We start from the raw sequence: 14,226 nt of genomic DNA, 5'->3' as shown, positions 1-14,226 counted from the left end.
GTCGCAGCATAAAAAAAGGCCAGATCCGACGATCTGGCCTTTGTTGTTAACCCGCGACGCGGATTACAGACGATCGATAGCGTTCAGCTCTTTGAAAGCCTGCTCAAGGCGCACGACCATTGAGGCCTGCGCCGCACGCAGCCAGACGCGCGGATCGTAGTATTTCTTGTTCGGGCTGTCCGGACCCTGAGGGTTGCCGAGCTGCGCCTGCAGATACTCTTCGTTCTTTTTGTAGTACTGCAGAATACCGTCCCAGGTTGCCCACTGGGTGTCGGTATCGATGTTCATTTTGATCACGCCGTAGCTGATCGACTCTTCGATTTCCGCCGCGGAAGAACCGGAACCGCCGTGGAAAACGAAGTCCAGCGCGTTGTGCGGCAGGCCATGTTTTTCACAGACGTATTTCTGCGAGTCGCGCAGAATGGTCGGGGTCAGCTTAACGTTGCCCGGCTTGTAAACGCCGTGTACGTTGCCGAAAGAGGCGGCGATGGTGAAGCGCTTGCTGATTTTGCTCAGCTCGGTGTAGGCGTAGTCTACATCTTCCGGCTGGCTGTAGAGGGCGGAAGCGTCAACGTGGCTGTTGTCCACGCCGTCCTCTTCGCCGCCGGTCACGCCCAGCTCGATTTCCAGCGTCATACCCAGTTTGTCCATGCGCGCGAGGTATTTGCTGCAAATCTCAATGTTCTCTTCCAGCGACTCTTCAGAGAGATCGATCATGTGAGAAGAGAACAGCGGTTTGCCGGTTTTCTCGAAGTGCGCTTCGCCTGCATCCAGCAGACCGTCGATCCACGGCAGCAGTTTTTTCGCGCAGTGGTCGGTGTGCAGAATAACCGGCACGCCATACTGTTCAGCCATCAGGTGCACGTGGTGCGCGCCTGAGATGGCGCCGAAAATCGCCGCGCCCTGCGGCTTGTCGGTTTTGAAACCTTTGCCGGCGATAAACGCGGCGCCGCCGTTAGAGAACTGGACGATAACCGGCGCTTTGACTTTCGCGGCGGCTTCCAGCACGGCGTTGATGGAGTCGGTGCCAACGCAGTTTACCGCTGGCAGCGCGAATTTGTTCTCTTTCGCTACCTGGAAGATCTTCTGAACGTCATCACCAGTGACAACGCCGGGTTTAACGAAATCAAAAATTTTAGACATGATTGTGTCCTGTTTCGTGACCGACCATCCCCTGAGGGGACAGCGCTTTAAACGCCCAACGGGGCAAGTCTTCAGGCGACGCGCCAGGCGTCGCCCCCAAAGGGTTACTGCTTAGCACGCTCTTCCAGCATGGCAACCGCAGGCAGTTTTTTGCCTTCGACGAACTCCAGAAACGCGCCGCCGCCGGTAGAGATGTAAGAGATTTTGTCTTCGATGCCGAACAGGTCGATAGCCGCCAGGGTATCGCCGCCGCCTGCAACAGAGAAGGCGTCGCTCTCTGCGATGGCGTTCGCCACGATCTCGGTGCCCTTACGGAAGTTCGGGAACTCGAACACGCCGACCGGACCGTTCCACAGAATGGTTTTCGCCTCTTTCAGCATCTTCGCCATCGCCTGCGCGGTTTCATCGCCGAAGTCCATAATCTCTTCGTTATCTGCGACTTCGGAAACCTTTTTCACCGTTGCGGGTGCAGTTTCAGAGAATTCCGTGCCAACGCGCGAGTCGGTCGGAACCGGAATGCCGTACTGGTCGCGCAGGCCTTTCGCCGCTTCCACGAAGTCCGGCTCGTAGAGAGATTTGCCGACGTTGTTGTCGATAGCAACAAAGGTGTTGGCGATGCCGCCGCCGACGATAACGGTGTCAGCAATTTTCACCAGCGACTGCAGTACATCGAATTTGGTCGACACTTTTGAGCCGCCAACCACGGCCACCAGCGGGCGCTCCGGGTTGCTCATCACTTTGCCCAGCGCTTCCAGCTCAGCTGACAGCAGCGGGCCTGCGCAGGCGATCGGCGCAAACTTGCCGACGCCGTGCGTTGAGGCCTGCGCACGGTGCGCGGTGCCAAAGGCGTCCATCACGAAGACGTCGCACAGGGCAGCATATTTTTTCGACAGCGCTTCGTCGTCTTTCTTCTCGCCTTTGTTAAAGCGAACGTTTTCCAGCACCACCAGCTCGCCCGCGCCGACTTCAACGCCGTCGAGGTACTCTTTCGCCAGGGTAACGTTGGTACCGTTCAGTTTCTCTTTCAGATAGTTAACTACAGGCAGCAGGGAGAATTCTTCGTTATATTCACCTTCGGTCGGGCGACCCAGGTGAGAGGTGACCATCACTTTTGCGCCCTGTTTCAACGCCGATTCGATGGTAGGCAGAGAAGCACGGATACGTGCGTCTGACGTCACTTTCCCTTCTTTTACTGGTACGTTGAGATCGGCACGGATCAGAACGCGCTTACCAGCCAGATCCAAATCGGACATCTTAATTACAGACATGGTGAACCCTCTCGTTGATTCTCATAAGTTTTGCCAGGCGCAGACCGCGCCTTACCTGAAACCGCTTGCGGCCATCGCTAACGTCGTGTCGAGCATTCGGTTAGCAAAGCCCCATTCGTTGTCGCACCAGACCAGGGTCTTGATGAGGTGCTGACCGCTGACCCGCGTTTGCGTGCCGTCCACAATGGCACTGTGCGGATCGTGGTTAAAATCTACTGAGACTAACGGTAATTCCGTATAGTCAACTATACCACGAAATGCCCCTTCTGACGCGTTTTGCAGCAGCGCGTTGACCTCGCAGGCCCTTACCGCCTCGCGTACAGAGACGCTAAGATCGATGGCCGTGACGTTGATAGTAGGCACGCGCACCGCAATCGCTTCGAAGCGATCGGCGAATTTCGGAAAAATACGGGTGATCCCGGCGGCCAGTTTGGTGTCGACCGGAATGATGGACTGACTGGCGGCACGCGTGCGGCGCAGATCGCTGTGATAGGCGTCAATCACCTGCTGGTCGTGCATCGCCGAGTGGATGGTGGTCACGGTGCCCGACTCAATGCCGAAAGCGTCGTCCAGCAGCTTGATCACTGGAATAATGCAGTTAGTGGTGCAGGAGGCGTTAGAGACAATGCGGTCAGTTTGCTTAAGCGCCCCTTCGTTCACGCCGAACACCACGGTGGCGTCGAGATCGCTGCCGCCCGGGTGGGAGAAGAGCACCTTCTTCGCGCCCGCCTGCAGATGCGCTTCGCCGTCCGCCCGGCTGCCGTAAACGCCGGTGCACTCCAGCACCACGTCGACGTTAAGCTCGCGCCACGGCAGCGCGTCGATAGCGGCGTGATGCAGAATGCGGATGGTATCGTCGCCGACCCACAGCAGATCGCGCTCCTGACGCACGTCGAAGGCGAAGCGGCCGTGGCTGGTGTCGTACTTCAGCAGGTGTGCCATGCCAGCTGCCTCCGCCAGTTCGTTAATCGCCACCACGGTAATTTTGGCACGACGCCCGGTCTCATAAAGGGCGCGCAGTACGTTGCGCCCAATGCGGCCAAAGCCATTTATCGCCACCCGAATGGTCATCTTTTCTGCCACTTCCTGCTCATAAACGTGCCGATAGCCTGAGCGTTTCACGCGGGTTTGTACAGGAGATTTTCGCGCGCACCGCGCCGAAATCGCTGCCAAAAAACGGCCAACTGAAACGGTTCAGCTACAATAAAGCATGGAAGGAATAACGGGAATGACTGCGATCAAACGCGCCGCTGATTATTGGATCTGCGTCACATTTTTGCCAGGGTGCGGACTATTACTTGAGGAATAATTCAGCGGGCTATAAAAAAGGGACGCCCGACGGCGTCCCTTTCTCTTCAGGCTAAGGGTTTATGACGCCAGCACCGCTTTCGCCTGTGCAACAACGTTGTCAACGGTGAAACCAAACACCTCGAACAGCTTCTCGGCCGGGGCGGACTCGCCGAAGGTGGTCATGCCGACCACCGCGCCGTGCAGGCCGGTATAGCGCTGCCAGTAGTCGGCGATGCCTGCTTCAATAGCGACGCGCGCGCCGATCGCTTTCGGCAGCACCGCTTCGCGGTAGGCAGCATCCTGCTTGTCGAAGGCATCGGTAGAGGGCATGGAAACCACGCGCGCCTTGACGCCTTCGCTGCTCAGCTTGTCCCAGGCCGCGACCGCCAGCTCGACTTCAGAACCGGTAGCGATCAGGATCAGCTCCGGCTGACCGTCGCACTCTTTCAGGATGTAGCCGCCGCGAGCGATGTTCGCCAGCTGCTCAGGCGTACGCTCCTGCTGCGCCAGGTTCTGGCGAGAGAAGATCAGCGCGCTCGGGCCATCTTTGCGCTCGATAGCGTATTTCCACGCCACCGCAGACTCGACCTGGTCGCACGGACGCCAGGTGCTCATGTTCGGCGTGGTGCGCAGGCTGGCCAGCTGCTCGACCGGCTGGTGCGTCGGGCCATCTTCGCCCAGACCGATGGAGTCGTGGGTGTAGACCATGATCTGACGGATCTTCATCAGCGCCGCCATACGCGCCGCGTTGCGCGCATACTCCACGAACATCAGGAAGGTGGCGGTGTAAGGCAGGAAGCCGCCGTGCAGCGCAATGCCGTTGGCGATGGCGGTCATACCAAACTCGCGCACGCCGTAGTGGATATAGTTGCCCGCCAGGTCGACGTTGATCGGCTTAGAGCCGGACCACATCGTCAGGTTGCTCGGCGCCAGGTCGGCAGAGCCGCCCAGGTATTCCGGCAGCAGCTTGCCGAACGCTTCGATAGCGTTCTGCGAAGCTTTACGGCTGGCGATTTTCGCCGGATTCGCCTGCAGCTGTTCGATAAACTTCTGCGACTCTTCCTGCCAGTTAGCCGGCAGCTCGTTGCTGACGCGACGTTTGAACTCGGCGGCCAGCTCCGGGAACGCCTGCGCGTAGGCGGCGAATTTCTCGTTCCACTGCGCCTCTTTCGCCTGACCGGCCTCTTTCGCGTCCCACTCGGCGTAGATCTCCGACGGGATCTCGAACGGCGCGTGCGTCCAGCCCAGCTGTTTGCGAGTCAGCGCCACTTCGTCGTCGCCCAGCGGCGCGCCATGTGAGTCGTGGGTGCCCGCTTTGTTCGGCGAGCCGAAGCCGATAACGGTTTTGCACATCAGCAGTGAAGGCTTGTCGCTCACCGCTTTCGCTTCGTCGATCGCCTTCGCGATAGCGTCCGCGTCGTGACCGTCTACGCCGCGCACCACGTGCCAGCCGTAGGCTTCAAAGCGCTTCGCGGTGTCGTCGGTGAACCAGCCGTCGATGTGACCGTCGATAGAGATGCCGTTGTCGTCATAGAAGGCGACCAGTTTGCCCAGCTTCAGGGTACCTGCCAGCGAGCAGACTTCGTGCGAGATGCCTTCCATCATGCAGCCGTCGCCCATAAATACCCAGGTGTTGTGATCGACGATGTCGTGGCCCGGACGGTTGAACTGCGCCGCCAGCGTGCGCTCGGCGATAGCGAAGCCGACCGCGTTGGCAATGCCCTGGCCCAGCGGGCCGGTGGTGGTTTCTACGCCTGGGGTGTAGCCATATTCCGGGTGACCTGGAGTTTTTGAATGCAGCTGGCGGAAGTTCTGCAGCTCGCTCATCGGCAGATCGTAGCCGGTGAGGTGCAGCAGGCTGTAAATCAGCATCGAGCCGTGGCCGTTGGAGAGCACGAAGCGGTCGCGATCGGCCCACAGTGGGTTGGTCGGGTTATGGTTCAGGTAGCCGCGCCACAGCACCTCGGCAATATCTGCCATACCCATCGGGGCCCCCGGATGTCCCGATTTGGCTTTCTGTACTGCATCCATACTTAACGCGCGAATGGCGTTGGCAAGCTCTTTACGAGAGGGCATGTTCTACTCCAGGTCGGATGAATGATTCGCCTGTTTAACGCATTGTTATTAATGGTTTATTAGGCAAAACAAGGAAAAAGTCGCCCATCAATGTACATGAAAATCGGGGCAAAAGTACATGCCGCGCCGTGCTAAATGTCGCCGCTTCGTCTGGCATTTACGGCAATGTCTGCTAGCGAAGTGGCCGACGACAGGCTATAACCCACTCTTTACCGTATCTGACCCTTTTTCAGATACCTGCTTTTCTTCTCTTGTTACTCACAGGATGTACGCATGACAATCAAGACAGGCATCATGGCAATCAGCCTCGCGGCGCTGCTCAGCGGCTGCCAGGGCATGGACAATAACGCACTGCTGCAGTCGGGCGCGCAGGCTTTTCAGGCCTACACCCTCAACGACGCACAGGTGAAGCAGCTCAGCGATCAATCCTGCGCGCAGATGGATAAAGAGAACCAGCTTGCGCCTGCCGACAGCACCTACCAGCAGCGTCTGAACAAAATCGCCGCCGCGCTGGGCGACAATATCAACGGCACGCCGGCCAACTACCGCGTCTACGTCACCAAAGATGTCAACGCCTGGGCGATGGCCAACGGCTGCATCCGCGTCTATAGCGGCCTGATGGATATGATGGACGACAACGAGGTTGAAGGGGTGCTGGGGCATGAGATGGGCCACGTTGCGCTGGGCCATACGCGCAAGGCGATGCAGGTCGCCTTCGGCACCACGGCGGCGCGCACCGCGGCCGCGTCTGTCGGCGGCGTGATCGGCTCGCTGTCGCAGTCGCAGCTGGGGGACCTGGGCGAAAAGCTGGTCAATGCGCAGTTCTCGCAAAGCCAGGAGTCGCAGGCGGATGACTACTCCTACGATCTACTGAAAAAACGCGGCATCGACCCGATGGGGCTGGCGACCAGCTTTGAGAAGCTGGCGAAAATGCAGCAGGGCCAGCAGAGCAGCCTGTTTGATTCGCATCCCGACTCCGCGGCGCGCGCGCAGCATATTCGCGAACGCATCGCGGCGGACGCCGGAAAATAAGCGAGCGCGCGCCGCCCTGCGGCGGCGCGCGTGGAGACTAGCGCTTAAAAAGCTGATCGACCATCGATCCCAGATCGCGCTGCTTGTCGTGCAGGGATTGATCGTCGATCTGGCCCTGCGGCGTCAGGCGATCCACCAGATGCGGCAACAGCTCCGCCAGTTTGCCGGAGGCGCCGTTTACGTCGGTGCCCAACTTCTGCGCCAGCGACTGCATCGCCTCTTCGCCAAACGCCGACTGCAGCTGCCCGCCGCTGACCGACTGGTTACTGCCGCTGCCGATCCATGAGCTTAAAATTTCGCCCAGCCCGCCCTGCTGGAATTTCTGCAGCAGAACCTGCACTCCGCCCTGCTCCTGCACCCAGTTCCAGACCGCCTGCAGTTCACCTAAGGTGCTGCGTCCGTTGCCTAAGGTGCCAACTAAGTCATCAAGTAAGCCCATCATGCTCTCCGTTACGGTTAACACCGGGCGCGCCATTGCGCCCGGTTTGAAGGGTTATTCGCCTTTGTTCGCCGCCTGCACGTGCAGCATATCAAGCGCCAGCGTCGCGGCGGCCAGCGAGGTGAGATCGGCATGATCGTAGCCTGGGGCCACCTCCACCAGATCCATGCCGACAATGTTGAGGCCCTGCAGGCCGCGCACCAGTTTGGTCGCCTTGTCGGTGGTCAGGCCGCCGATTACCGGCGTGCCGGTGCCGGGCGCGTGCGCCGGATCGAGGCAGTCGATGTCGAAGGTCAGGTACACCGGCATATCGCCAACGGTGCGCTTCACTTCCGCCAGGATATCGTCGACGCTGCGATCGTTGACCTGCGCCGCATCCAGCACGTTAAAGCCCAGGCTCTTGTCGAACTCGGTGCGGATGCCGATCTGCACCGAGTGTTGCGGATCGATCAGCCCCTCTTGCGGCGCGGTATAGAACATGGTGCCGTGATCGAACGTCGGGCCGTTGGAGTAAGTATCGGTATGGGCGTCGAAATGCACCAGTGCCAGCTTGCCAAAATGTTTCGCATGGGCGCGCAGCAGCGGCAGCGTCACGTAGTGATCGCCGCCGAAGGTGAGCATACGCTTGCCGTTCGCCAGCAGTTTTTCCGCGTGCGCCTGTAATTTGTCAGAGAGATCCTGCGAGTCGCCGAAGGCGTAAACCAGATCGCCGCAGTCCACCACGTTAAGGCGCTGACGCAGATCGAACTGCCACGGCCAGCGGCACCCTTCCCAGGCGAGGTTGGTGGAGATCTGACGGATCGCGCCCGGTCCCAGACGGCTCCCCGGACGGCCAGAGGTCGCGGCGTCGAAAGGCACGCCGGTGATGACCCACTCGGCGTCGCTGTCGTAAGGCTGGAAGTTGACCGGAAAACGCATGAAGCCGAAGGCGTTTGAAACCAGCGAATTGTCGTACTGATTGCCCAGGGTGTTATACATAAATCATCCTCGCTGCCGCATGGCATTAAGTTACAGGTGAAGGCCAGATAAAAAAAATCCCCTCCGCGTCGTTAAGCCCGACGAGGAAGGGATGTTTGCGTTGCCGCAGTTTACGCAATTATTGCGGAGTTCGGCGCGCGCTGCAATGCGCGACGCGCCGGAAACGCGTTTGTTGCGATCGCATTAACGTTCCCGCAGCGCCTCTTTGGCGCGGTTAAACGGCTTGACCAGGTAGTCCATCACCGTTTTCTCGCCGGTCTTGATATCCACCGTAGAGACCATGCCAGGGCTGATGGCGAAGCGGCGTCCCGCTTTATTCTGCACGTAGTCGGTATCGGTGCGGATAAAGACGCGATAGTAGTAAATCTCCGGCTTTACCTCATCCTGGATGGTGTCGGGTGAGATGCTCTCCACCACGCCGTGCAGCCCGCCGTAAATGGCGTAATCGTAGGCGGAGATTTTCACCAGCGCCTTCTGGCCGGGATGGATAAAGGCGATATCGCGCGGCGAGAGACGCGCTTCAATCAGCAGGCGGTCATCCATCGGCACGATATTCATCAGCTCGCCGTTGGGCGGGATCACCCCGCCGACGGTAGTGACCTTGATGTTTTTCACGATGCCGCGCATCGGCGAGCGCAGGGTCAGGCGACTGACGGTATCCTCGCGCCCCTTCACCGTTTGCGCCAGGCTGTCCGCTTCCGCCGACGCCTTCGCCAGATCCTCGCGCGCCTGCACGTAATACTGCGAGCGCATATCGGTGAGCTTCAGCTCCAGATCGGACTTGTCGCGCTGCAGCCGCAGCACCTCGACGCTGCTGGCGGCGCCGCTTTTCGCCAGCCTTTGGGTAATGCCCAGCTCGCGGTTGGCCAGCTCGAGGGAGTGCTGGATCTGCGCCGTCGCATCTTTTAACTGCGCCCGTCGGGTGGTGTAGAGCCGGGTTTCCGAGGCGATCAGATCGGGAAAGGCCTTTAGCTCGTCAGGAAAGCGCAAAGGCCGATCGTTCACCTCGGCGTAGAGCCGCGCGCTGGCCGCCAGCGCGGCCCGATAGCGCGCCGCGCTTTCGCCGACGCTGGAGACGGATCGCGTCGGATCGAGTTTCGCCACGATCTGCCCCGCCTCGACCCGATCCCCTTCATGCACGTTAAGCTCGGCGAGGATCCCCCCTTCCAGCGAGCTCAGCACCTGATCGCGCGAGCTGGGGATCACTTTGCCGGTGCCGGTCGACACCTCGTCCAGCACGCCGAACCAGGCCCAGATCAGCCCCGCCATCAGCAGAAAAAAGCTGATGACGATCAGGCGCACCGCGCCGCTGTAGTAGGCTTCCGAGCGCAGATCGCCGTTGAGATCGTCTGAGGTCTCCGCTTCGGGCGCCACCAGCCGCAGTTTGGTTGATAGCTCGCTCATGCCTGATCCTCCGGACGATTGAGCGTCGGCCGCGCAGGCGGCAGCGCGCTCTCTTTCGGGCTGTCCATCACCAGCTGCCCCTCTTTTAATACCAGCACGCGATCCACCAGCGCGAGAATGGCGGCGCGGTGGGTCGCCACCACCAGCGTGCGGCCGTTGAGCCACTGGCCGAGCCGCTCGATAAACTCTTTTTCGGTGTGGTCGTCCAGCGAGGCGGTCGGCTCATCCAGCAGCACGATATTAGGATCGCGCAGCAGCATGCGCGCCAGCAGCACCGACTGTCGCTGGCCGCCGGACAGCCCGACGCCGCCCTCCATCACCGGATGATCGAGGCCGAGCGGCAGCCGACGGATAAAGTCCGCGCCGCCGCTCACCGTCAGCGCGGCGAAGATCGCCTCGTCGCTGGCGTGCGCCGCGCCCATCGTCAGGTTTTCGCGCAGCGTGCCGTGGAACAGCCGCGCGTTCTGCGTCATCAGGCCGACGTTGCGCCGCACGTCGGCGAGATCGATATGCGGCAGGCTCAGGTTGTCGAGCCGCAGCTCGCCGCCCACCAGATCCATGCCGCCGATCATCGCCTGCAGCAGCGTCGATTTGCCCGATCCGTTGCGCCCCAGCACGGCGACGCGTTCGCCCGGCTTGATGGTCAGGCTTTTGATGCGCAGCGCGATGGTGGCGGAGTCGCTGTAGTAGCGAAACATCGCCTCGCTGAACTGGTAGTGGCCGAACAGCACCGGGCAGTGAATGCGGGTTTCGTCTTTGCTGTTCTCAACCGGCAGCGCCATCAGCGCGTCGAGGCTGGTTTTCGCCGCCTTGACCTGCTGCCAGCGCGCCAGCACGCCGCACAGGGTGCCCATCGGCGCGATCATGCGCGACGAGAGCAGCGACGCCGCGACGATGGCGCCGGTGGTGATGTCGCCGTTGATCACCATCGGCGCGCCGATGACGATTACGCTGGCATAGACCAGCCCCTGCACCGTCACGCCCCAGCTGATCAGCGAGTGCATCACCTTGCGCATCTCCACGCCGGACTGCGCGGTGATGCGGATATAGCTGTTCCACTGCTGCAGGAAGCGATCCTCCGCCTGCATCAGCTTGATATCCTCCAGCCCCTGCACGCTCTCTACCAGCACCGCATTGCGCAGGGTCGACTCTTTCAGCGACTGGTGCGCCAGCCTCGCCAGGGTTTTCTGCTTCAGCACGCCAGGCAGGATCATCAGGATCACCGCCACCGGCGCGATCCACGCCAGCTGCGGCGCGATAATCGCCATCACCAGCATAAACAGCAGGAAAAACGGCATATCGACAATAGAGCTGACGGTGGTCGAGGTGACCATTTCGCGGATCGCCTCCAGCTCGCGCAGCTGGGAAATAAAGGTGCCGGTGGATCGCGGAATCGCACTGTTGCGCAGCCGCAGCGCATGGCCGAACACCCGGTCGGAGACGCGCATATCGGCGCGCTTGCCGAGCAGATCGGTGACGTGATCGCGCCCGACGCGCAGGATATAGGTAAAGATCACCGAGATAATCACCCCGCCGTAGAGCACGTAAAGCGTGGGGTAGGACTGCGCCGGGATCACCCGGTCATAGACCTGCATCGAGAAGATAATGCCCACCAGCGCCAGCAGGTTGATCAGGAAAGATCCCAGCATCACGTAGCCGTAGGGGCGCAGATCGCGCAGCACCAGCCGCCGCAGCCAGTCGGGCTTGATGGTTTCCAGATAGCGGTCGACGCGGCTGTCTTTGGCGGCGGTGAGCGGACGAAAAGCGGCGGCGAAGCGGATATCGGGCAAGAGCGCGCCGAGCGCCAGCGGCGTCGGCTGCTCGTCGCCGCTGAAGTGCACTCGCACCTCGTCTTCGCCGTCGAAGCTGACGATGACCCCGACCTGGCCATCCGCCAGCTCCACCGCCAGCGGCAGCCGCCAATGGTTAATCTCCCACTTATTATCCTGATAAAGCTGCAGCGACATGCCCGCCTGGCGCGCCAGATGGCGCAGCGCCTTGTCGCGCGTCTGTTTGCCCTGCCACTCGCTGGCGGCAAGGATCATGCCCGGTGAACAGGGCAGACGGTAGTGCGCAGCGATCAGGATTATGGCTGTCGCCCAGCCCTGGAGCGGCACCCCGCCTTCGCCCTCTTCGGGCTTGCCGGCGGGCGAATCTGGAAGCTGCATTTGCGTCATGGCTGGATCTCCACGGACTGGATCCGCTGATTATTCAGGGCGAACGCCGACCGCATATGGCCGGTGCTGTAAAGGCAGTCGAGCTGCAGCGCGCGCAACTGGCTGATGGTCTGCTGCAGCGTAAAGCGCGTCTGAAACACCTCCTGCTCGGCGTTAAGCACGTCAAGCAGCGGACGGGTGCCGAGCTGCAGATATTGATCCTGATAAAGCGCCTGGGTTTTCTCGCCCAGGCTCTGCTGCCGCGCCTGAATCGCCAGGCTGAGCGCCAGGCTCTGCGACTGGCTCTGCGATTCGTTTAGCTGCTGGCGCGCCTTCAGCCGCGCCGAGTTCACCGCCGCGTTGGCGGCGGTCAGCGCGTTGGCGGCGGCGTTGCGGCTGGCGGTCATGCCGCCGCCCTGATAGAGCGGCATCTCGACTTTAACCCAAGCGGAATATTGCGTGCGGTCCAGCGTCTCGCTGCTGGCGTAGTGATTGTTAAGATAGTGCGTGACCTGCGGCTCCAGCGAAATAGTGGGCAGCATCTGTGCGTTGGCGTTATCCAGCTTCGCCTGCGCCTCGTTGGCCTGCGCCCAGGCGGCCAGCACCGCCGGAATGGTGCGGTCGTCGCTTTTTGCGGCCTCGCACGAGCGCGTCAGGCTGGCGGGAAAGTCGTCGCTGACCTTTTTCACCTGCGGCCAGCCGAGATAGGTCGCCAGCGTGGCGCGCCAGCGGTCGAGGTTGGCCTGATACTGCGTCAGCACGGTGCGCGCCCCTTCGATACGCGCGTCGGTTTGCGTCGCGTCAGAGAGCGAGGCGGCGCCCTCACTGTTGCGCTGACGCGCGAGATCGCCGATTTTCATCAGCGCCGATAGCTGCTCCTGGGCGATCTTCACCAGCTGCTGATAGCCCTGCACCTGCACCAGCGCCGCGGCCGTGTCGTGCGCCACGGTGTCGATGCTCACCAGCACGTTGGCCTGCTGCTGGGCGACGCCCGCCTCGGCGGAGCGCACCGAGCTGCTGACCTTGCCGAAGTCATAGAGCATCTGGGAGACCGACAGCACGAACGAGGGGCTGTAGCCCTTTTCGCTGTAGCTGTTGCTGTAACCGTTATTCATGCCGCCGCTGATCTGCGGATAGTATTTGGCTTTCGCCACGTCCACCTGATCCGCCTGCTCAAGCAGCCGTCCCACCGCTTCGGCGATGTCGGGATGCCACTGGATCGCCCGCTGCACCGCCTGATTGATGGTCAGGGAATCAGGCACGCGCGAAAGTGCCGGTTCGGCGCTTTCGCCGCTTAATGAAGGGAGATCCTGCTGTTGCGCCAGGCCGGTGGCGGCGATCTGGCTGGCCGACTGCATCAGGTCGCTGCTGGCCGCCAGAGAGGAAGTTGTAAAAAAAGCGATGCCAGCACAGAGAACGCTGAGCTTAAAAGAACGGCGATATGTTGCGCTTGATTGCATCCGGTCCCTCGTTTTCCACTCGTCAGTTAGAGAAAGGGGCGCATCCCTGCGCCCGATAATGCTTCCCTGCCAGACATCACGGCGATCAGACCGTGTGATTCTGGTGCGGCTGTTGCAGTAGCTCCTCCAGTGAAACGTTCACCCCTTCCAGCGTGACCAGCTGCGTACTGCTGTAGGCGGTGCCGGTGCCGTCGCGATCGATCGACAGAACGGTATTGCCATCGGCGGTATGGTCCACCTTCACGAAGTCGTTGACGTTGCTGGTGGCGTCGTTCCAGCCGACGAGCAGACTGCTGATATCGATCTTGTCGCCCTCGGCGACAGAGAAATCGGTCCAGGTGTCATGCCCGTTGCCGCCGACGGCATCCGCGCTGTTGAGCAGGTGATACACCAGGGTATCGGCGCCCGCTCCGGCCGTGATGGTGTCGTCGTAGGCGCTGCTGGTCAGCGCATCCGCCCCTGCGGTTCCGGTAATAAGCGGATGCAGGTCGATGGTGAAGCTGTTGGTGGTAAGGGTGCCGTCGGCTGCCACCAGGCTATAGCTGAACACCTCTTTATGCGCGATATCCTGCACGTTAACCGCTGAGTTCAGGGTGTAGGTGTAGTAACCGTCGGCGGAGATGCTCAGGGTGCCGTATTCGCCCGCCACCAGCGTAATGCCCGTGCTGCTGACGGCGGTGGTCAGCCCCGCCTCGTTGGTGATGCTCAGCGCGCCGTTGTGGGCCACGCTGCTGTCGCCGTAGATGCTGCCGCTCGCCGTGGTGCCGTCATCGACGCTGGCTTCCGCAAACAGGCTGTTGACCGAGAAGAGCGTCGCGGCCGGGCCGTTGTGCAGGTTCACGGTCAGGGCGGCCGAGGTCACCGCGCCGCTGGCGTCGCGCACCGAATAGGTGAACACATCCGTGGCTGGCACCCTGTCGACATCCAGCCCCGCTTTCAGCGCATAGGTGTAGTTACCTTGCGCATTGACGGTCAGGGTG

Annotated in this window: 11 protein-coding genes; 1 reads left to right on the top strand and 10 read right to left on the bottom strand. The window is 61.1% G+C overall.

From position 1 onward, the window contains the following. Positions 1 to 63 precede the first annotated feature (63 nt). The 4 genes from fbaA to tkt all read right to left on the bottom strand — a co-directional run bounded on the left by fbaA (position 64) and on the right by tkt (position 5,777). Positions 64 to 1,143 carry a class II fructose-bisphosphate aldolase gene (fbaA, locus tag Q9R34_RS07080; RefSeq protein WP_434125785.1) on the bottom strand — a complete coding sequence of 360 codons (1,080 nt, stop codon included), beginning with the start codon at positions 1,141 to 1,143 and terminating at the stop codon, positions 64 to 66. Positions 1,144 to 1,247: 104 nt separating this feature from the next. Then, positions 1,248 to 2,411, bottom strand: a complete 1,164-nt coding sequence (pgk, locus tag Q9R34_RS07075; RefSeq protein WP_485892933.1) for a phosphoglycerate kinase — start codon at positions 2,409 to 2,411, stop codon at positions 1,248 to 1,250. Positions 2,412 to 2,462: 51 nt separating this feature from the next. Then, entirely contained in the window at positions 2,463 to 3,482 is a 1,020-nt protein-coding gene (gene epd, locus Q9R34_RS07070; RefSeq protein ID WP_485892932.1) for an erythrose-4-phosphate dehydrogenase, read from the bottom strand. A gap of 297 nt (positions 3,483 to 3,779) precedes the next feature. Beyond that, positions 3,780 to 5,777, bottom strand: a complete 1,998-nt coding sequence (gene tkt / locus Q9R34_RS07065; protein WP_434125781.1) for a transketolase — start codon at positions 5,775 to 5,777, stop codon at positions 3,780 to 3,782. Between the two features lie 273 nt (positions 5,778 to 6,050). On the opposite strand from tkt, the gene loiP reads away from it, so the two are divergent. Then, on the top strand, positions 6,051 to 6,809 hold the full coding sequence (gene loiP / locus Q9R34_RS07060; RefSeq protein ID WP_434125780.1) for a metalloprotease LoiP: 759 nt from the start codon (positions 6,051 to 6,053) through the stop codon (positions 6,807 to 6,809). A 37-nt stretch (positions 6,810 to 6,846) separates the two neighbouring features. Here the strand turns inward: loiP and Q9R34_RS07055 are convergent, their stop codons facing one another. The 6 genes from Q9R34_RS07055 to Q9R34_RS07030 form a co-directional block, all read right to left on the bottom strand. Continuing rightward, positions 6,847 to 7,284, bottom strand: a complete 438-nt coding sequence (locus tag Q9R34_RS07055) for a YidB family protein (RefSeq protein WP_485892931.1) — start codon at positions 7,282 to 7,284, stop codon at positions 6,847 to 6,849. 18 nt (positions 7,285 to 7,302) lie between these two features. Further along, a complete protein-coding gene (gene speB, locus Q9R34_RS07050; protein WP_485892930.1) occupies positions 7,303 to 8,226 on the bottom strand; it encodes an agmatinase in 924 nt (307 codons plus the stop codon). A gap of 183 nt (positions 8,227 to 8,409) precedes the next feature. Continuing rightward, on the bottom strand, positions 8,410 to 9,630 hold the full coding sequence (locus tag Q9R34_RS07045; RefSeq protein WP_434125777.1) for an HlyD family type I secretion periplasmic adaptor subunit: 1,221 nt from the start codon (positions 9,628 to 9,630) through the stop codon (positions 8,410 to 8,412). Continuing rightward, positions 9,627 to 11,807, bottom strand: a complete 2,181-nt coding sequence (locus tag Q9R34_RS07040; protein WP_485892929.1) for a type I secretion system permease/ATPase — start codon at positions 11,805 to 11,807, stop codon at positions 9,627 to 9,629. The genes Q9R34_RS07045 and Q9R34_RS07040 overlap by 4 nt, the downstream gene beginning before the upstream one ends. Further along, entirely contained in the window at positions 11,804 to 13,144 is a 1,341-nt protein-coding gene (locus Q9R34_RS07035) for a TolC family outer membrane protein (protein ID WP_485892928.1), read from the bottom strand. The genes Q9R34_RS07040 and Q9R34_RS07035 overlap by 4 nt, the downstream gene beginning before the upstream one ends. Before the next feature lie 187 nt (positions 13,145 to 13,331). Beyond that, positions 13,332 to 14,222, bottom strand: a complete 891-nt coding sequence (locus Q9R34_RS07030) for a type I secretion C-terminal target domain-containing protein (protein ID WP_485892998.1) — start codon at positions 14,220 to 14,222, stop codon at positions 13,332 to 13,334. Positions 14,223 to 14,226: the final 4 nt, after the last annotated feature.

Origin of the sequence: Enterobacter sp. BRE11, assembly GCF_031844285.1 — a bacterium.
Lineage (GTDB): Bacteria > Pseudomonadota > Gammaproteobacteria > Enterobacterales > Enterobacteriaceae > Pantoea.
This window is presented reverse-complemented; position numbering and strand designations above follow the sequence as displayed.

Excerpts from the sequence above, each read along its gene's own strand:
- fbaA (WP_434125785.1), bottom strand. The coding sequence starts at position 1,143 with ATGTCTAAAATTTTTGATTTCGTTAAACCCGGCGTTGTCACTGGTGAT.
- pgk (WP_485892933.1), bottom strand. The coding sequence starts at position 2,411 with ATGTCTGTAATTAAGATGTCCGATTTGGATCTGGCTGGTAAGCGCGTT.
- epd (WP_485892932.1), bottom strand. The coding sequence starts at position 3,482 with ATGACCATTCGGGTGGCGATAAATGGCTTTGGCCGCATTGGGCGCAAC.
- tkt (WP_434125781.1), bottom strand. The coding sequence starts at position 5,777 with ATGCCCTCTCGTAAAGAGCTTGCCAACGCCATTCGCGCGTTAAGTATG.
- loiP (WP_434125780.1), top strand. The coding sequence starts at position 6,051 with ATGACAATCAAGACAGGCATCATGGCAATCAGCCTCGCGGCGCTGCTC.
- Q9R34_RS07055 (WP_485892931.1), bottom strand. The coding sequence starts at position 7,284 with ATGGCGCGCCCGGTGTTAACCGTAACGGAGAGCATGATGGGCTTACTT.
- speB (WP_485892930.1), bottom strand. The coding sequence starts at position 8,226 with ATGTATAACACCCTGGGCAATCAGTACGACAATTCGCTGGTTTCAAAC.
- Q9R34_RS07045 (WP_434125777.1), bottom strand. The coding sequence starts at position 9,630 with ATGAGCGAGCTATCAACCAAACTGCGGCTGGTGGCGCCCGAAGCGGAG.
- Q9R34_RS07040 (WP_485892929.1), bottom strand. The coding sequence starts at position 11,807 with ATGACGCAAATGCAGCTTCCAGATTCGCCCGCCGGCAAGCCCGAAGAG.
- Q9R34_RS07035 (WP_485892928.1), bottom strand. The coding sequence starts at position 13,144 with ATGCAGTCGGCCAGCCAGATCGCCGCCACCGGCCTGGCGCAACAGCAG.